General features: G+C 71.5%; 17 protein-coding genes. 10 read left to right on the top strand and 7 right to left on the bottom strand.

Annotation, left to right across the window (positions count from 1 at the left end; all coding sequences use genetic code 11):
- Nucleotides 1-4: 4 nt before the first annotated feature.
- Both ACFXMG_RS16925 and ACFXMG_RS16920 read right to left on the bottom strand, forming a co-directional pair.
- A complete protein-coding gene (locus tag ACFXMG_RS16925; protein ID WP_383818098.1) occupies nt 5-2,428 on the bottom strand; it encodes an HAD-IC family P-type ATPase in 2,424 nt (807 codons plus the stop codon).
- 88 nt (nt 2,429-2,516) lie between these two features.
- Complete coding sequence (locus ACFXMG_RS16920) at nt 2,517-2,780, bottom strand: DUF2530 domain-containing protein (RefSeq protein WP_383818100.1); 264 nt, start codon at nt 2,778-2,780, stop codon at nt 2,517-2,519.
- 156 nt (nt 2,781-2,936) lie between these two features.
- On the opposite strand from ACFXMG_RS16920, the gene ACFXMG_RS16915 reads away from it, so the two are divergent.
- Entirely contained in the window at nt 2,937-4,388 is a 1,452-nt protein-coding gene (locus tag ACFXMG_RS16915) for an NCS2 family permease (RefSeq protein ID WP_383818101.1), read from the top strand.
- Here the strand turns inward: ACFXMG_RS16915 and ACFXMG_RS16910 are convergent.
- Nucleotides 4,358-4,603: a ribbon-helix-helix protein, CopG family gene (locus tag ACFXMG_RS16910; RefSeq protein ID WP_383818103.1), complete on the bottom strand. Its 246-nt coding sequence runs from the start codon at nt 4,601-4,603 to the stop codon at nt 4,358-4,360. The two genes, ACFXMG_RS16915 and ACFXMG_RS16910, sit on opposite strands and share 31 nt — an antisense overlap.
- A gap of 167 nt (nt 4,604-4,770) precedes the next feature.
- On the opposite strand from ACFXMG_RS16910, the gene ACFXMG_RS16905 reads away from it, so the two are divergent.
- From ACFXMG_RS16905 to ACFXMG_RS16895, 3 genes are all read left to right on the top strand, one after another.
- The gene (locus tag ACFXMG_RS16905; protein ID WP_043226797.1) at nt 4,771-5,214 is read left to right on the top strand and encodes a MarR family winged helix-turn-helix transcriptional regulator; all 444 of its coding nucleotides are present in this window, start codon (nt 4,771-4,773) and stop codon (nt 5,212-5,214) included.
- 26 nt (nt 5,215-5,240) lie between these two features.
- Nucleotides 5,241-6,596, top strand: coding sequence for an MFS transporter (locus ACFXMG_RS16900; RefSeq protein WP_383818105.1), 1,356 nt, complete (start codon nt 5,241-5,243; stop codon nt 6,594-6,596).
- 125 nt (nt 6,597-6,721) lie between these two features.
- Complete coding sequence (locus ACFXMG_RS16895; RefSeq protein ID WP_383818106.1) at nt 6,722-7,225, top strand: lamin tail domain-containing protein; 504 nt, start codon at nt 6,722-6,724, stop codon at nt 7,223-7,225.
- A 16-nt stretch (nt 7,226-7,241) separates the two neighbouring features.
- Here the strand turns inward: ACFXMG_RS16895 and ACFXMG_RS16890 are convergent, their stop codons facing one another.
- Nucleotides 7,242-7,754: a GNAT family N-acetyltransferase gene (locus ACFXMG_RS16890; protein ID WP_383818108.1), complete on the bottom strand. Its 513-nt coding sequence runs from the start codon at nt 7,752-7,754 to the stop codon at nt 7,242-7,244.
- Nucleotides 7,755-7,788: 34 nt separating this feature from the next.
- On the opposite strand from ACFXMG_RS16890, the gene thpR reads away from it, so the two are divergent.
- From thpR to ACFXMG_RS16875, 3 genes are all read left to right on the top strand, one after another.
- On the top strand, nt 7,789-8,382 hold the full coding sequence (gene thpR, locus ACFXMG_RS16885; RefSeq protein ID WP_383818110.1) for an RNA 2',3'-cyclic phosphodiesterase: 594 nt from the start codon (nt 7,789-7,791) through the stop codon (nt 8,380-8,382).
- A 157-nt stretch (nt 8,383-8,539) separates the two neighbouring features.
- The gene (locus ACFXMG_RS16880; RefSeq protein ID WP_383818111.1) at nt 8,540-9,529 is read left to right on the top strand and encodes an aldo/keto reductase; all 990 of its coding nucleotides are present in this window, start codon (nt 8,540-8,542) and stop codon (nt 9,527-9,529) included.
- Nucleotides 9,530-9,651: 122 nt separating this feature from the next.
- The gene (locus ACFXMG_RS16875; RefSeq protein ID WP_383818113.1) at nt 9,652-10,344 is read left to right on the top strand and encodes a PH domain-containing protein; all 693 of its coding nucleotides are present in this window, start codon (nt 9,652-9,654) and stop codon (nt 10,342-10,344) included.
- On the opposite strand, the gene ACFXMG_RS16870 is transcribed toward ACFXMG_RS16875, so the two are convergent.
- Both ACFXMG_RS16870 and ACFXMG_RS16865 read right to left on the bottom strand, forming a co-directional pair.
- Nucleotides 10,329-11,012 carry a GDSL-type esterase/lipase family protein gene (locus ACFXMG_RS16870; RefSeq protein ID WP_383818114.1) on the bottom strand — a complete coding sequence of 228 codons (684 nt, stop codon included), beginning with the start codon at nt 11,010-11,012 and terminating at the stop codon, nt 10,329-10,331. The two genes, ACFXMG_RS16875 and ACFXMG_RS16870, sit on opposite strands and share 16 nt — an antisense overlap.
- Nucleotides 11,013-11,087: 75 nt before the next feature.
- Nucleotides 11,088-11,927: an alpha/beta fold hydrolase gene (locus tag ACFXMG_RS16865; RefSeq protein WP_383818116.1), complete on the bottom strand. Its 840-nt coding sequence runs from the start codon at nt 11,925-11,927 to the stop codon at nt 11,088-11,090.
- Nucleotides 11,928-11,998: 71 nt separating this feature from the next.
- Here ACFXMG_RS16865 and ACFXMG_RS16860 point away from each other — a divergent pair, with 71 nt between their 5' ends.
- Complete coding sequence (locus ACFXMG_RS16860; RefSeq protein WP_383818117.1) at nt 11,999-13,009, top strand: YncE family protein; 1,011 nt, start codon at nt 11,999-12,001, stop codon at nt 13,007-13,009.
- Here the strand turns inward: ACFXMG_RS16860 and ACFXMG_RS16855 are convergent.
- Complete coding sequence (locus ACFXMG_RS16855; RefSeq protein ID WP_383818118.1) at nt 12,984-13,733, bottom strand: TetR/AcrR family transcriptional regulator; 750 nt, start codon at nt 13,731-13,733, stop codon at nt 12,984-12,986. The two genes, ACFXMG_RS16860 and ACFXMG_RS16855, sit on opposite strands and share 26 nt — an antisense overlap.
- A gap of 110 nt (nt 13,734-13,843) precedes the next feature.
- On the opposite strand from ACFXMG_RS16855, the gene ACFXMG_RS16850 reads away from it, so the two are divergent.
- Together ACFXMG_RS16850 and ACFXMG_RS16845 are read left to right on the top strand one after the other, a co-directional pair.
- A complete protein-coding gene (locus ACFXMG_RS16850) occupies nt 13,844-14,884 on the top strand; it encodes an ATP-binding cassette domain-containing protein (RefSeq protein ID WP_383818120.1) in 1,041 nt (346 codons plus the stop codon).
- On the top strand, nt 14,881-15,705 hold the full coding sequence (locus ACFXMG_RS16845) for an ABC transporter permease (RefSeq protein WP_383818122.1): 825 nt from the start codon (nt 14,881-14,883) through the stop codon (nt 15,703-15,705). The genes ACFXMG_RS16850 and ACFXMG_RS16845 overlap by 4 nt, the downstream gene beginning before the upstream one ends.
- Nucleotides 15,706-15,732 lie beyond the last annotated feature (27 nt).

Genomic DNA, 15,732 nt, shown 5'->3' with positions numbered 1-15,732 from the left:
CCCGTTACGCCGGGAAGCGCCGGTCGACCCAGCGCCAGGTGATCTCCAGGACGGTGGCGGCGACCGCCGCGATGGCCACGGCGGCCCAGGGCATCGTCGTGCCGACGAGTTTCAGGGCGAAGAAGTCCTGGAGCCAGGGGACGACCAGGACGAGGAGGAAGGCGCCGCTCATGGCGGCGACCAGGGCCAGGCGCCAGAGGGTGTAGGGGCGGGCGATGATCGCCAGGACCCACATGGAGACCAGGAAGAGGGTGAGGGTCGCGGCGCTGGTCTCGGCACCGAGCGCGTCCGGGCCCGTGTAGTGGTGGCGGGCGAGGAGGTACGTGGTGAAGGTGGCCGCCGCCGCGACGACGCCGCCGGGGATCGCGTACCGCATGACCCGCCGGACGAAGTTCGGCTTGGCGCGTTCCTTGTTGGGCGCGAGCGCGAGGAAGAAGGCCGGGACGCCGATCGTCAGGGTGGACAGCAGGGTCAGGTGCCTCGGGAGGAAGGGGTACTCGATCTGGGAGACCACCACCAGGATCGCCAGCAGGACCGAGTAGACCGTCTTCGTGAGGAAGAGGGTCGCCACGCGGGTGATGTTGCCGATGACCCGGCGGCCCTCCGCGACCACCGAGGGGAGGGTCGCGAAGGAGTTGTTGAGGAGGACGATCTGGGCGACGGCCCGGGTCGCCTCCGAGCCGGAGCCCATGGAGACGCCGATGTCCGCGTCCTTGAGCGCGAGGACGTCGTTGACGCCGTCGCCGGTCATGGCGACCGTGTGCCCGTGGGACTGGAGCGCGGCGACCATGTCCCGCTTCTGCTGCGGGGTGACCCGGCCGAAGACCGCGTTCTCGTCGAGGACCTTCGCCATCTCCTCCCGGTCGGCCGGCAGCGCCCGGGCGTCGACCGTGGCCTCCGCGCCGGGCAGGCCGAGCTTCCCGGCGACCGCGCCGACCGAGACCGCGTTGTCGCCGGAGATGACCTTCGCCGCCACGTTCTGGTCGGCGAAGTAGGCGAGCGTGTCGGCCGCGTCGGGCCGCAGCCGCTGTTCGAGGACGACGAGGGCGGTGGCGCGCGCGTCCCTCGCGACGTCGGGGGAGTCGAGCTCGTGGACGGTACGGGCGAGCAGGAGGACCCGCAGGCCCTGCTCGTTCAGCCGGTCGACCTCCGCGAGCGACGGATCGCCGGCCGGCAGCAGGACGTCGGGCGCGCCGAGCAGCCACGTGGAGTCCGCGCCGTCGCCCTCGCTGAACGCGGCGCCGCTGTACTTGCGGGCCGAGGAGAAGGGCAGCGACTCGGTGCAGCGCCACTCCTCCGCGTCGGGGTAGGCGGCGATGATCGCCTGGAGGGAGGCGTTGGGCCTCGGGTCGGACTCGCCGAGCGCGCCCAGCACCTTGCCCACGTACGTCTCGTCCGCGCCGTTCAGGACGCGGACCTCGGTGACGTCCATGCCGCCCTCGGTGAGCGTGCCGGTCTTGTCGAGGCAGACGACGTCGACCCGCGCGAGCCCCTCGATCGCGGGCAGCTCCTGCACCAGGCACTGTTTTCGGCCAAGCCGGATGACGCCGATCGCGAAGGCGACCGAGGTGAGCAGGACGAGGCCCTCGGGGATCATCGGGACGATGCCGCCGACCGTCCGGGCGATCGAGTTCTTGAGGTCGTTGTCCTTCACGACGAGCTGGCTGATGATCAGGCCGATCGCGGTCGGCACCATCATCCACGTCACGTACTTGAGGATCGTGGAGATGCCGGAGCGCAGCTCGGAGTGGACGAGCGTGAAGCGGGACGCCTCCTCGGCGAGCTGTGCGGCGTACGCCTCCCGGCCGACCTTGGTGGCGGTGAAGGCGCCGCCGCCGGCGACGACGAAGGAGCCGGACATGACGGGGTCCCCGGGGCGCTTGACGACCGGGTCGGCCTCGCCGGTGAGCAGGGACTCGTCGATCTCCATGCTGTCGGCCTCGGCCACGACGCCGTCGACGACGACCTTGTCGCCGGGCCCGAGCTCGATGAGGTCGCCGAGGACGATCTCGGAGGTGGAGATCTCGGCGGCGCGTCCGTCGCGGCGGACGGTGGGTTTCGCCTCGCCGATGACGGCGAGCCCGTCGAGGGTCTTCTTGGCGCGGAGCTCCTGGATGATGCCGATGCCGGTGTTGGCGACGATCACGAAGCCGAAGAGGCTGTCCTGGATCGGGGCGACGATCAGCATGATCACCCAGAGGACGCCGATGATCGCGTTGAAGCGGGTGAAGACGTTGGCCCGGACGATGTCCGTGGTGGAGCGCGAGCTGCGGACGGGTACGTCGTTGACCTCGCCGCGCGCGACGTGCTCGGCGACCTCGGCGGCGGTGAGTCCTGCGGGGCGGTGGACGACGGGCGGTTCGGCGACCTCCGCCGGGGTGTCCCGGTTGCCGCCGCCGCCCGTGTCGATCTTCGCCCGCTGAGTCATGGTTCCGACGGTACGGCCGGATTCGGCCGTTCACCTGCCGAGAAGGGGCGATATCCGACCGTGGGAGGACCGGAATCGTCCTGTGGTGCTACGAGGCAGACGCCTGCGCCGCGCGGTGCCGCTTGATGGCGGCGTCGCGCTTGCGGACGTACCAGATGCCGATCAGGCCGAGGCCCGCGCCGGCCAGGCAGGTCCACACCCACCAGGTGAGGTCCCGGTCGTCGAACCAGCCGTAGAAGGGGAGCTGGACGAGGAAGAGGACGAACCAGAGGACCGTGCCGCCGGTGATCGTGCCGACGACGGGCCCCTCCAGGGGTTCGGGTGCCTCGTGCTTGGGTGTCCACTTCGCCATGGGTCTCAGTCTAGGCGCGGGGATTTCTTATCTACGCGCGGAGATGGACTCGTCCTCGTTCATGTGTTCATACTGAAACGGTTTGCCTATGGCGGGTTTCCTTCGTATGAACCGCCAAGAGGACTTCTGGACTTTCCCGAAGAGGAACCCACTTCCATGAGCACCACGGCCGCCGCCAAGGCCCCCGCCCCCGAGCCGGGGGTCCCGCAGGAACCCGCCTCGGCCCTCGACCGCTACTTCAGGATCTCCGAGCGCGGCTCCACCGTCGCCCGCGAGGTCCGGGGCGGTTTCGCCACCTTCTTCGCGATGGCCTACATCATCGTGCTGAACCCGATCATCCTCGGCAGCGCCAAGGACATGTACGGGCACCAGCTCGACGGCGGCCAGCTCGTCACCGCCACCGTGCTGACGGCGGCCTTCTCGACGCTCCTCATGGGCGTCATCGGCAACGTCCCGATCGCCCTCGCCGCCGGCCTCGGCGTCAACACGGTCGTCGCCCTCCAGCTCGCGCCCCGGATGTCCTGGCCGGACGCCATGGGCATGGTCGTCCTCGCCGGCATCGTCGTGATGCTGCTCGTCGCGACCGGTCTGCGCGAGCGCGTCATGAACGCCGTCCCGGTCGGCCTGCGCAAGGGCATCGCGATCGGCATCGGCCTCTTCATCATGCTGATCGGCCTCGTCGACTCGGGCTTCGTCTCCCGCATCCCCGACGCCGCGCACACCACCGTCCCGCTCCAGCTCGGCACCGGCGGCCACCTCAGCGGCTGGCCCGTCCTGATCTTCGTGCTGGGCACCCTGCTCACCCTCGCCCTGATCATCCGCAAGGTGCCGGGCGCGATCCTCATCTCGATCGTCGTCATGACGATCGCGGCGATGGTCATCAACGCGGTCGCCGACATCCCGTCCTGGGGCCTGACCACCCCGGAGTGGCCCGGCAACCCGGTCGCCTCGCCGGACTTCGGCCTGGTCGGCGAGGTCAGCATCTTCGGCGGCTTCGAGAAGGTCGGCCTCCTCACCGGCGTCCTCTTCGTCTTCACCGTCCTGCTGTCCTGCTTCTTCGACGCCATGGGCACGATCCTGGGCGTCGGCGACGAGGCCAAGCTGATCGACAAGGACGGCAACTTCCCGGGCATCAACAAGGTCCTGCTCGTGGACGGCCTCGCCGTCGCCTCCGGCGGCGCGACCTCCTCGTCGGCCACCACCTGCTTCGTGGAGTCCACGGCGGGCGTCGGCGAGGGCGCCCGTACGGGCCTCGCCTCGGTCGTCACGGGCGGTCTGTTCTCGGTGGCGCTGTTCCTCACGCCGCTCGCGACCATGGTGCCGTCGCAGGCGGCGACCCCCGCGCTGCTCGCGGTGGGCTTCCTGATCCTGGCCGGGTCGATCAAGGACATCGACTGGGCCGACTACACCATCGCGGTGCCGGCGTTCCTGGCCATGACGATGATGCCGTTCACGTACTCGATCACGAACGGCATCGGCATCGGCTTCATCAGCTTCAGCGTGCTGCGTCTGGCGGCCGGTCGGGGCCGTGAGGTCCCGGTGGCCATGTACATCGTGTCGGCGGTCTTCGTCTTCTACTACGCGATGCCGGCGCTGGGCCTGACCTGATCGAGCGGGGCGGCGCCGGTGCCGGGAGGCTCCGGCTCCGCCCCGTAGAACTTCTCCGTCTCCTCGACGGCGGTCTTGAACCGCTCGTCGAAGTCCTCTCGAATGAGCGTCCGGACGACATAGTCCTGGACGCTCATTCCTCTTTTCGCGGCGTGACGCTTGAGCCGGTCGAGCAGCTCACTGTCGATGCGCAGGCTGAGCACTGTCGATCCCATGCCGTTCAGGGTCGGGGCTGCCGGGGCCCCTTTGCGTCACTTTCCGGATCCGGCTCACTCATTTGGGTGATACATGGATACCGACCCGTGACCTGGGGCGGAGTGATCCCTGCGACACACGGGAAACCGGTTGGTCTTTAGCGAGAGTAATGAGATAGCCTAACTACATGCCTGATCTGTCCCACGGCACCGCCGACGACGCCGCGGCCGTGAACGCGATCCGCTCGTCCGTCATGCGGCTGAGCCGGCGCCTCAAGCACCAGCGCGTCGACGAATCGCTGAGCCCGACCGAGATGTCGGTGCTCGGCACCCTGGCCCTCTGCGGCTCGGCCACCCCCGGTGAGCTGGCCCGCAAGGAGCACGTACAGCCGCCGTCGATGACCCGCATCGTCGCACTGCTCGAAGCCAAGGGACTGGTCCGGCTGGAGCCGCACCCCGACGACCGCCGGCAGAAGGTGGTCAGCCAGACCGAGCGGGCCGAGGCCATGCTCGAGGACGCCCGCCGCAAGCGGAACGCCTGGCTGGCCTCGCTCGCCGAGGGCCTGGACGAGGACGAGTGGGCGGTACTGCGCGCGGCCGCCCCTGTCCTGGAGAAGCTCGCCCATCTGTGAACCGAGCGCCAAGGAGGCGACGCACTTTGAGCACGGGACCCGGAGCAGACTCCGCCCCCGTCCATGAACCCGCGACTACCCCGCGCGGCGGAGGGTCCCCCAAGGGAACCTTCTCCTCGCTCTCGATCCGGAACTACCGGCTGTTCTTCAGCGGAGCCATCGTCTCCAACACCGGTACGTGGATGGCCCGGATCACCCAGGACTGGCTGGTCCTGAGCCTCACCGGCTCGGCCGCCGCCGTCGGCATCACCACGGCCCTGCAATTCCTGCCGATGCTCCTCTTCGGCCTGTACGGCGGGGTCATCGCCGACCGCTACCCCAAGCGGCGCCTGCTGCTCGTCAGCCAGGCCGCCCTCGGCCTGTGCGGACTCGCGCTCGCCGCGCTCACCCTCACCGGACAGGTGCAGGTCTGGCACGTCTACCTGATCGCCTTCCTCCTCGGCATGGTGACGGTCGTCGACAACCCGGCCCGGCAGTCCTTCGTCTCCGAGATGGTCGGCCCCGACCAGCTCCGCAACGCGGTCTCGCTCAACTCGGCCAACTTCCAGTCCGCCCGGCTCGTCGGCCCCGCCGTCGCCGGCGTGCTGATCGCCGGCGTCGGCAGCGGCTGGGCCTTCCTCATCAACGGCCTCTCCTTCCTCGCGCCGCTGACCGCCCTCTGGCTGATGCGCACGAGCGAGCTCCACAAGGTGGAGCGCGCCCCGCGCGGCAAGGGCCAGCTCCGGGAGGGCCTGCGGTACGTGGCGGGCCGGCCGGACCTGATCTGGCCGATCGCCCTGGTCGGCTTCATCGGCACCTTCGGGTTCAACTTCCCGATCTGGCTGACGGCCTTCTCCGAGGAGGTCTTCCACGTCGGCGCCGGCACCTACGGCTTCCTCAACACCCTGATGGCGGCCGGCTCCCTCGCGGGCGCCCTGCTCGCGGCCCGCCGCGGCACGACCCGGCTGCGGATGCTGGTGATCGCCGCGGGCGTCTTCGGCGCCCTGGAGATCGCGGCGGCCTTCTCGCCGTCGTTCTGGCTCTTCGCGCTGCTGCTCGTCCCGATCGGCATGATCGGCCTCACGGTGAACATCACCGCGAACTCGGCCGTCCAGATGGCGACGGACCCGGTCATGCGGGGCCGGGTGATGAGCCTCTACATGATGGTCTTCGCGGGCGGTACGCCGATCGGCGCGCCGCTCCTCGGCTGGGTCACCGACACCTACGGGGCCCGCGTCGGCTTCGCGACCGGCGGGCTCGTCTCGCTCGCCGCGGCCGCCGTGATCGGTCTCGTGCTGGCCCGGATCGGCAACCTGAAGGTCGCGATGGGCTGGCGCCGCGGGCACCCGAGCGTACGGTTCGTGCCGCGCGTCGCGCGGGAACGGCTGGCGACGGCGGCCTGAGCGGGCGGGCGGGAGTCATCGGCTCCCGCCCGTTACTGTCCGGAACTGAACGCCCGGGCACAGGCGTGTGGGGATCCTGTGTATGTTGAGCCGTCAATCACAGGCACCACAAGGGGGGGTTTCCCTTGCGCACGCGCACCGTTCGACCCGTCATAGCCGCGGCCCTCGCCGCCGGCGCGCTGACCGGCGCCCTCGTCGCCACCCCGGCCCACGCCGCCGAGTACTCCTCGACGCTGAAGCTCTTCGGCATCCAGTACGACGCCCCGGGCCGCGACAGCAACAGCTGCACCAGCGGCAACACCAAGAACGAGTACCTGGTCATCAAGAACTACTCGCGCACCACCACCAACCTCAAGGGGTACGTGGTCAGGGACGCGGCCGGCAACAGCTACACCTTCCGCGTCAACCACTACCTGGAGGCCGGCGACCACGTGAAGCTGCGCGGCGGCCGGGGCACGGAGTCCGACGCGGGCAACGTCGCCTACCGCAACAACTGCAACTTCATGTGGAACAACGACAAGGACACGATCAAGCTGATCAAGCCGGGCGGCGCCCCCGCGGACACGCACGCCTACACCAAGCGCGCGAACGACCGCGACGGCAACGGCTACATCACCTTCCACGGCTGAGAGAAGCCCCCGGGGCTCACACCCGCATCTCCAGGACCTGGCCCGGCCACTCGCCGACCGTGAACGGATCGGTGCGGGTGAAGCCCTGACGCTCGTAGTACGCCACGAGCCGCCCCTCGCTGCCCGCGAAGCAGTCCACGCGGAGCAGCGAGACGCCCGCGCGGCGGGTCTCCTCCGCCGCGTGGGCGAGCAGCGCCGCGCCGACCCCGAGGCCGTGGAAGCGTCCGTGGGTGGCGAGGTAGCGGACGTACCGCTCCGGCTCCCCGGCGGGCGGCACGTACGCGCCGGGGTGCGGGGTCAGCGTGAGGGTGCCGGCCGGGACGCCGTCCACCTCCGCGATCCACGGGCTGCCCTCGCCCATCACCTGCCCGACGTGCTCCACCGTCTTCGGCCGCGCGGTGAAGGGGTCGGTGCCCCACTGGGCGGTGATGCCCTTGCCGTTGAGCCAGACCACGGCGCTGTCGAGTATCCCGAGGACGGCCGGCACGTCCGCCGGGCCGCCCGGCCTGATCCTGATCACGTTCTCCATCCGGCCGAGGCTATCCGCTGCCACACTGGCGGTCATGAGGCTTTTCGCCGCGGTCCTGCCGCCCGCCGGGCCGCTCGCCGAGCTGGCCGCGGTCGCCGACGGACTCCACGCCCTGCCCGGCGCGGACGCCCTGCGCTGGACCTCCCGCCCCGGCTGGCACTTCACGCTCGCCTTCATGGGCGAGGTCGACGACGCCCTGCTGCCGGAGCTCCGCGCCCGGCTGGCCCGCGCCGCCCACCGCACCCCGCCCTTCACCCTGCGCCTCCACGGCGGCGGCCACTTCGGCCGCCGCGCCCTGTGGACGGGCGCCGCCGGCGACCTGGACGCCCTGCGGCGGCTGGCCGAGCGCGCCGACGCGGCGGCCCGCCGGGCCGGGATCCCGATGGAGGAGCACCGCCGCTACCAGGCCCACCTCACCCTCGCCCGCGCCCGCGGCGAGGGCGCCTCCCTGACCCCCTTCCTGACCGCCCTCGAAGCCTTCGAAGGCACCCGCTGGAAGGTCGCCGACCTGACCCTGTTCCGCTCGAACCTCCCGGTGAGCGGCGTCACGGGCGAGCAGCCCCGCTACGAGACGGTCGACGCCTGGCCGCTGGAGGGGGGAGGCGGGGGAGCGGAGGGCTCGGGTTAACCTCGAAGGGTGGATCCGAAGACTCGTAACCAGATCATGGCCGGTGTGCTCGTACTGATGTTCGCGATCATTGCGGTGGCATCTGTGGTCGGCCAGTAACGCCGTGCGCCGGTAAACCCTTGCTTAGAGCGTGCTCCAGCTAGTTGGCTTGTATCCCATGGAGTACACGCAGCTCGGACGCACCGGACTCAAGGTCAGCCGCCTCGTCCTCGGCACGATGAACTTCGGTCCGCAGACCGACGAGGCCACCAGCCACACCATCATGGACTCGGCGCTGGACGCCGGTCTGAACTTCTTCGACACGGCCAACGTCTACGGCTGGGGCGTGAACAAGGGCCGTACCGAGGAGATCATCGGCTCCTGGTTCGCGCAGGGCGACGGCCGCCGCGACCGGACGGTTCTCGCCACCAAGGTGTACGGGAACATGGGCACCGAAGGCGAGGCGTGGCCGAACCACGACAAGATCTCCGCGCTCAACATCCGCCGCGCGGTGGACGCCAGCCTCAAGCGGCTCGGGACTGACTACATTGACGTCTACCAGTTCCACCACGTGGACCGCGCCACCCCCTTCGACGAGGTCTGGCAGGCGATCGACGTCCTGATCGGGCAGGGCAAGATCCTCTACGCCGGCTCGTCCAACTTCCCCGGCTACAAGATCGCCCAGGCGAACGAGGCCGCCGCCCGGCGCGGGATGGTCGGCCTCGTCAGCGAGCAGTGCCTCTACAACCTCTTCGAGCGCCGCGCCGAGATGGAGGTCATCCCGGCGGCCCAGGAGTACGGCCTCGGGGTCATCCCCTGGTCGCCGCTGCACGGCGGGCTGCTCGGCGGCGTCCTCAAGAAGGAGACCGAGGGCAAGCGCCGCACCGAGGGCCGCGCGGCGGAGACGCTGGCGGACCCGGTGAAGCGGGCGCAGTTCCAGGCGTACGAGGACCTGCTCGACAAGCACGGGCTCGCCCCCGGCGAGGTGGGCCTCGCCTGGCTCCTCACCCGCCCCGGCGTGACCGGCCCGATCGTCGGCCCGCGCACCCCGGAGCAGCTGGCGGGCGCCCTGCGCGCGCTGGAGCTGGAACTCTCGGACGAGGTGCTGGCAGGGCTTGACGAGATCTTCCCGGGCCCGGGCCCCTCCCCGGAGGCGTTCGCCTGGTAGTTCCGGGAACGGCCAGCGGTGCGGGGCGGGGCTGAGCCTACGGTCGAAGTGCCTTCCCTTGCGCGCGAGTTGAGCTCTGCGCTCCTGCTCGTCGGATCGTTCAGCGATCGAACGGGGAAGCCATGACCGGGAGTTCAGCCCTGCCCCGCACCTACCGGATCAAGCCCGGCCGGATGACCGCGCTGTACGTCGCGGCCGGGATCGGCCTGCCGGCCGCGATGATCCCGCTCTACACCGAGGAGTTCGTGTCGGGCTGGGTGAAGTGGCTCGTCACCCTCCTCGTCCTCGCGTTCCTCGGCTGGATCGTCCACGCCGCCAGGAAGCTCTCCACCTCCGCCGACCTCAAGGGCATCCACGTCCGCGGCTTCGTCAGGAACCGGCGGATCGCCTGGGAGGACATCCAGGACATCCGCGCCGTGCCCAACCCCTCGGCCGCCATGGGCCAGGGCCAGCCGCGGACGATCTCGTACGTCTACGGGCGCGACGGCAGCCGCCTCCAGCTCTTCTACGTCGACGACGTCCACGTTTCGGTCGAGCGCGAGATCGGCGTCCTGCGCGCCGCCTGGGAGGAGCTGCGCGGCGACGGCTGGACCGAGGACGCCGGGGCGGCGCGGCTGATCGACCGGCGGGCGGCCCGCGAGGGCACCGCGTTCAAGGCGCTGAGCTGGGCGATGATGTCGGTCGTCGCCCTCACCGTCCTCTTCGTCGTCCTCCTGCTCACGAACAGCGTCTTCCTCGGCCCCGAGTGGATCCTCATCGGCCCGGTGCTGGTCTTCCTCGGCGTCTGGCTGGGCGGCCGCTACCGCTCCCGGTAGGGCCCGCCGAGCCCCCACGCCTGGTGCATCGCGTCCGCGAAGGCGGCGGCCAGCTTGTGCTCGCCGGCCGGACCCGGGTGCGTCCCGTCGTACGTGTCCGTCGCCAGGTCGTACGACTCCGGCACCGACGCCAGCAGCAGCGGCGAGGCGGCGGTGTCGAGGTCGGCGACCGCCTTCGCGAGGAGTTCGTTGAAGCGGGCGCACTCGGCGGCGAAGGGGGCGTCGTAGGTGGCCCGGACGTTGGGGATCACCGGCAGCAGCACGGCCCGTACGCCGGGGCGGGCGGCCCGCGCGGCCGCCACGAACGCGCGCACGTTCTCCTCGGTCTGGTCGCTGTTGGTGTAGAAGCCGAGGTCGATCAGCCCGAGCGAGATCAGCAGCACGTCGGCGCGGGTGGCGGCCACGGTCTCGCCGATGACCGGCGCCATGTGCAGCCACCCCTCGCCCCACCCGGCCAGGTGCCGCCGGGCGTCCGCCGGGAACCCGGCATCGGCGTACGCCCGCGGATCCCCCGCCTCCCCCTCGGGCACGTACAGCCCGTCCCGGGGCCCCACGATCGCGTACCCACCCGGCAGCACCGCCTCCAGGTGCCGCCACATCCGGTACCGCCAGGTCCAGTCGCCGACGCGCCCGATGGTCATGCTGTCGCCGACGAACAGAAAACGCATGCCCCCATCATTCCGGACCCCTCGCCCCGGGACGACGTGACCCCGCCCACGCCGCCGTCCCGCGACGGGCCCGCCTCAGCCCAGGAAGCCGTCGACCGTCCCCGTGAACCAGGCCGCGTCGTCGTGCCACGGGTAGTGCCCGCCGGTCGGGAGGACCGACAGGTCGGACTTCGGGAACAGGGCGGCGTACGCGGCGGCCGTGGGGGGCGGGGTGTTGGCGTCGCGGGCGCCGGCGACGACCAGGACCGGGTGGTCGAAGGCCGCGAAGGCCGCGCGGGTGGCCGGCGGGTCGTAGGCGCCCTCGCTGCCGAAGACGGCGGCGCCCTCCGCGTTCCGCTCCCGGTGCGAGGCCGCGTGGCGTTCGCGGGCCGCCTCGTCCCAGGTGCCGTGGAAGAACGGCGCGACCTTGCCGAACGACTCGCCGGTCCCGCGCCCGGCCGTCACCTCCTCCAGCGCCGCGTACGCCTCCGCGAACCACGTCTCCCCGGCCCGCAGCCGCGCGGCCTCCAGCCGCTCCTCCGGCGCCGTGTCGATCCCGGCCGCCGCCGCGCCCGGCGTGACGAGGACCAGCCGGCCGACCCGCTCCGGGTACCGCGTCACGTACAGCGCCGCGAGGTTCGCGCCCGCCGAGTGCCCGAGGAGGTCGACCGTGTCGAGCCCGAGGTGCGCGCGCAGCGCCTCCACGTCCTCGACGAGCCGGTCGCAGCGGTACGAGGCCGGGTCCTCCGGCACCGCGGAGGCGCCCGTACCGCGCAGGTCGAGCCGGATCAGCGTCCGGCGGGCGGTGAGACCGCCCAGATCGCCGAGGTAGGCGGAGTCCTGGAGGGGGCCGCCGGGGAGGCACAGCAGCGGATCGCCGGAACCGGACGCGTGGTACGCGAGCAGGGTGCCGTCGGGAGCGGGGAAGGAAGGCATGGGCGCGACCATGACAGCGGCCCCTCCGCAGGTCAAGCGGGTTTCCCCGCCGCCGTGGCAGGCTTGATCCCATGCGATCTGCTCTGTGCGCCCTCGGCGCGGCCGCCGCCCTGGCGCTGCTCCCGGCCGGTCATGCCCGTGCCGAAGGGCAGGAACCCGACCGGGACTTCACGATCGAGGACGCCCGGATCACCGAGTCCAGCGGCCTCGCCGCCAGCCGCGCCCACCCCGGCGTCTACTGGACGCACAACGACCAGGACGAGCCCCGGATCTTCGGTATCGACTCCCGTACGGGAAAGACCGTCGCGACCCTGACCATGGCCGGGGTCGGCACCCCCCGGGACATGGAGGCAATCGCCGTCGGCCCGGACGGCGACATCTACGTCGGCGACATCGGCGACAACCTCGACGGCTCCTGGGACCACGTCTGGATCTACCGCTTCCCCGAGCCGAAGGTCCTGAAGGACCAGACCGTCCAGGCGCAGCAGTACGACGTGAAGTACGCCGACGGCCCCCGCAACGCCGAGGCGCTGATGGTCCACCCCGGGACCGGCCGGGTCTACATCGCCAGCAAGAACGAGGACGGCGGCGGCCTGTACGCCGGCCCCGAACGCCTCAGCACCTCCGGCACCAACACCTTCCGCCGTATCGGGGAGGTCCCCTGGGTGACCGACGGCGCCTTCTCGCCCGACGGCGAACGGCTCCTGCTGCGCAGCTACTTCAGCGCCCGCGAGTACGTCTGGAAGGACGGCCGCATCGAGGGCGACGGCACCTCCCCCGGCGCCCCCTTCCAGGGCCAGGCGGAATCGGTCACGTACACCCTCGACGGCTCCGGCCTCATGTTCGGCTCGGAGGGTCAGAACAGTCGCGTGGTCCGCGTGGACCGGGAGGACCAGCCGGACCGGCCCGAGGGCGGGAACGCGTCCCCCGGAACCCCCGCGCCCGGCACCGGCCCCGGCACCGGCACCGGTGCCACCCCCGCCGACGACGGCCCCCAGGGCAGCGCCACCAAGGGCTTCCTCGTGCTGGCCGGCGCCACCGTCCTCGTCCTCGGGATCAAGCGCCTGCTGCGGCGCGGCTGACCAGCACCTCGAAGCCGTCCAGGATCCGCTCCAGACCGAAGGCGAACTGGTCGATCTGGCGCGTGAAGGTGTCCTCGGCGAGGGCGGCCACGGAGGGGAACTCGCCCGTGGCCATGGCCCGTTCCAGGTACGGGGTCTGTGCGCGCCAGAACTCCTCGTCGCTGACGCCGGTCTCCTTCGCCGCCTCCGTGGTCTGGAGCTCCATCCGCGCGATCCCGGCGACGAAGCTCTGTACGGTGACGATGGCGGAGACGGTCTCGGCGTCGCCCAGGCCCATGCCGTGCGGCCCGGTGAGCCCGGCCAGGCAGAGGTCGAAGCCGCGCAGGGTGTTCGGGCCGAGCAGGGAGCGGGCCTCGTTGACCTTGAGCAGCCAGGGGTGCGTCCGGTAGAGGGCGAGGTGGCCGCGGGCCAGCGCCTCGACGGCCTCGCGCCAATGCGCGGGCGGTTCCACGGGCCCGTCCGGCAGGGCCTCGCCCTGCACCTTGTCGAGCATCAGGTCGAGCAGCTCGTTCTTGCCGGGGACGTACCGGTACAGCGACATCGTCCCCACACCGAGCTCGGCCGAGACCCGCCGCATCGAGACGGCGTCCAGTCCCTCCGCGTCCGCCAGCGCGACCGCCGCCCCGACGATCCGGTCGAGGGTGAGGCCCGGCTTGGGGCCCCGGCTGGGGCGCTCGCCCGTGCCCCACAGGAGGTCGAGGCTGCTGCTCGTCTGGTCCGTCATGCCCTCACTTTAAAACTGAGTACACCGTACCCGTAATGGGGTACGGTGTACTCAGTTCGTAGTCCGGCGCCGCTGAGCGAGCCGTTCAGCGCGTGCGAGTGGAGGCAGCCATGCATGAACACCCGGTCCTCGCCGAGGGCCTGCGCAAGCGGTACAAGCCCAAGGGCGCCGGCTCCCGCAAGGGATCCGCCACCCCGGAGCCGTACGCGCTCGACGGCTTCGACCTCACCGTCCGCCGGGGCACCGTGCACGGCCTCCTCGGCCCCAACGGCGCCGGCAAGACCACCGCCGTCCGCATCCTCGCCACCCTCCTCAAGGCCGACGGCGGCCGCGCCGAGGTCGCCGGACTCGACGTCGCCCGCGACCCCCGCGCCGTCCGCGCCCGGATCGGCCTGGCGGGCCAGTACGCCGCCGTCGACGAGGTCCTCACCGGCCGCCAGAACCTCGAACTCTTCGGCCGGCTCTTCCACCTCGACCCCCGCCGCGCCCGCGCCCGCGCCGGCGAACTCCTCGACCGCTTCGGCCTCGCCGACGCCGCCGACAAGGGCGCGGGCCAGTACAGCGGCGGCATGCGCCGCCGCCTCGACCTGGCGGCCTCGCTGATCCTCGCCCCCGAGGTCCTCTTCCTCGACGAGCCCACCACCGGGCTCGACCCGCGCAGCCGGGGCGAGGTCTGGGACGCCGTACGGGCCCTCGTCGCGGAGGGCACCACCGTCCTCCTCACCACCCAGTACCTGGAGGAGGCGGACCGGCTCGCCGCCCGCATCACCGTCATGGACCGGGGCCGCGCCATCGCCGACGACACCCCCGACGGCCTCAAGAACCGCGTCGGCGGCGACCGCGTCGAGGTCGTCGTCGCCGACCCCGCCGACCTCCCCGCCGCCCACAAGATCCTCGCCCGGGTGGCCGCCGCCGAACCGACCACCGACGAGGCCGGACGGCGCGTCCACGCCCCCGTCAGCGACCGCGTCGCCGCCCTGACCGAGGCCGCCCGCACCCTCCGGGACGAGCGGATCCCCGTCGAGGACATCGGCCTGCGCCGCCCCAGCCTCGACGACGTCTTCCTGACCCTGACCGGCCACGACAGCAAGGACGCCGACGGCGCGCCCGGCCAGAGCGACCACACCACCGAAGGAGCCGTCGCCGCATGACCACCGCGACCCCCGCCCTCGCGTCCTCCCGCGGCCGCGCCTACTGGGCCGTCACCGACTGCCTCACGCTCGTCCGCCGCACCCTGCTCAACTACCGCCGCCAGCCCGTCGCCATCCTCTGGCAGCTCGGCTTCCCCATCGTCTCCGTCCTGCTCTACGGCTTCGTCTTCGGCAGCGCCATGCGCGTCCCCGGCGGCGGGGACTACAAGGACTTCCTCATGCCCGGCATGTTCGCCATGACGATGACCTTCGGCCTCATGAACACCGCCACCGCCGTCGTCAACGACTCCGGCAAGGGCGTCATGGACCGGTTCCGCTCCATGCCGATGGCCCCTTCGGCCGTCACCACCGGCCGCGGCCTCTCCGACCTGATCATCGCCGCCGCCGAACTCGCCATCCTCACCGCCACCGCCCTCGCCATCGGCTGGAGCTCCGACGGCGGCGTCGGCGGCACCCTCTTCGGCTTCGGCCTCCTCCTGCTCCTGCGCTTCAGCCTCATCTGGGTCGGCGTGTGGTGCGGACTCGTCGTCCCGAACGCCGAGTCGGCCGGCGCGCTCTACGCCGTGATCTTCCCCGTCACCATGATCTCCAGCGTGTACGTCGCCCCCTCGCTCATGCCGGACTGGCTGGCGCCCGTGGCGGCCTGGAACCCCATCTCCTCGACGGTCGCCGCCACCCGCGAACTCTTCGGCAACCCCGGCGCCGGCGGCGCCACCTGGGTGGAGCAGAACGCCGTGCTCATGGCCGTCGTCTGGCCGCTGGTGCTCACCGCGATCTTCCTGCCGCTGGCGGTCCGCCGCTTCCAGCGCCTCAGCCGCTGAAGCGGCAGGGTCCCGCCGACGCGGAAG

It is taken from the genome of Streptomyces sp. NPDC059201, from assembly GCF_042754585.1.
Lineage (GTDB): Bacteria > Actinomycetota > Actinomycetes > Streptomycetales > Streptomycetaceae > Streptomyces.
This window is presented reverse-complemented; position numbering and strand designations above follow the sequence as displayed.

What these genes read in the sequence shown, in the direction of transcription:
- ACFXMG_RS16890 (WP_383818108.1), bottom strand. Translation starts at nt 7,754, where the DNA reads ATGGAGAACGTGATCAGGATCAGGCCGGGCGGCCCGGCGGACGTGCCG.
- ACFXMG_RS16905 (WP_043226797.1), top strand. Translation starts at nt 4,771, where the DNA reads ATGCCTGATCTGTCCCACGGCACCGCCGACGACGCCGCGGCCGTGAAC.
- ACFXMG_RS16865 (WP_383818116.1), bottom strand. Translation starts at nt 11,927, where the DNA reads ATGCCTTCCTTCCCCGCTCCCGACGGCACCCTGCTCGCGTACCACGCG.
- ACFXMG_RS16860 (WP_383818117.1), top strand. Translation starts at nt 11,999, where the DNA reads ATGCGATCTGCTCTGTGCGCCCTCGGCGCGGCCGCCGCCCTGGCGCTG.
- ACFXMG_RS16875 (WP_383818113.1), top strand. Translation starts at nt 9,652, where the DNA reads ATGACCGGGAGTTCAGCCCTGCCCCGCACCTACCGGATCAAGCCCGGC.
- ACFXMG_RS16850 (WP_383818120.1), top strand. Translation starts at nt 13,844, where the DNA reads ATGCATGAACACCCGGTCCTCGCCGAGGGCCTGCGCAAGCGGTACAAG.
- ACFXMG_RS16870 (WP_383818114.1), bottom strand. Translation starts at nt 11,012, where the DNA reads ATGCGTTTTCTGTTCGTCGGCGACAGCATGACCATCGGGCGCGTCGGC.
- ACFXMG_RS16845 (WP_383818122.1), top strand. Translation starts at nt 14,881, where the DNA reads ATGACCACCGCGACCCCCGCCCTCGCGTCCTCCCGCGGCCGCGCCTAC.
- ACFXMG_RS16920 (WP_383818100.1), bottom strand. Translation starts at nt 2,780, where the DNA reads ATGGCGAAGTGGACACCCAAGCACGAGGCACCCGAACCCCTGGAGGGG.
- ACFXMG_RS16880 (WP_383818111.1), top strand. Translation starts at nt 8,540, where the DNA reads ATGGAGTACACGCAGCTCGGACGCACCGGACTCAAGGTCAGCCGCCTC.
- thpR (WP_383818110.1), top strand. Translation starts at nt 7,789, where the DNA reads ATGAGGCTTTTCGCCGCGGTCCTGCCGCCCGCCGGGCCGCTCGCCGAG.
- ACFXMG_RS16915 (WP_383818101.1), top strand. Translation starts at nt 2,937, where the DNA reads ATGAGCACCACGGCCGCCGCCAAGGCCCCCGCCCCCGAGCCGGGGGTC.
- ACFXMG_RS16910 (WP_383818103.1), bottom strand. Translation starts at nt 4,603, where the DNA reads ATGGGATCGACAGTGCTCAGCCTGCGCATCGACAGTGAGCTGCTCGAC.
- ACFXMG_RS16855 (WP_383818118.1), bottom strand. Translation starts at nt 13,733, where the DNA reads ATGACGGACCAGACGAGCAGCAGCCTCGACCTCCTGTGGGGCACGGGC.
- ACFXMG_RS16925 (WP_383818098.1), bottom strand. Translation starts at nt 2,428, where the DNA reads ATGACTCAGCGGGCGAAGATCGACACGGGCGGCGGCGGCAACCGGGAC.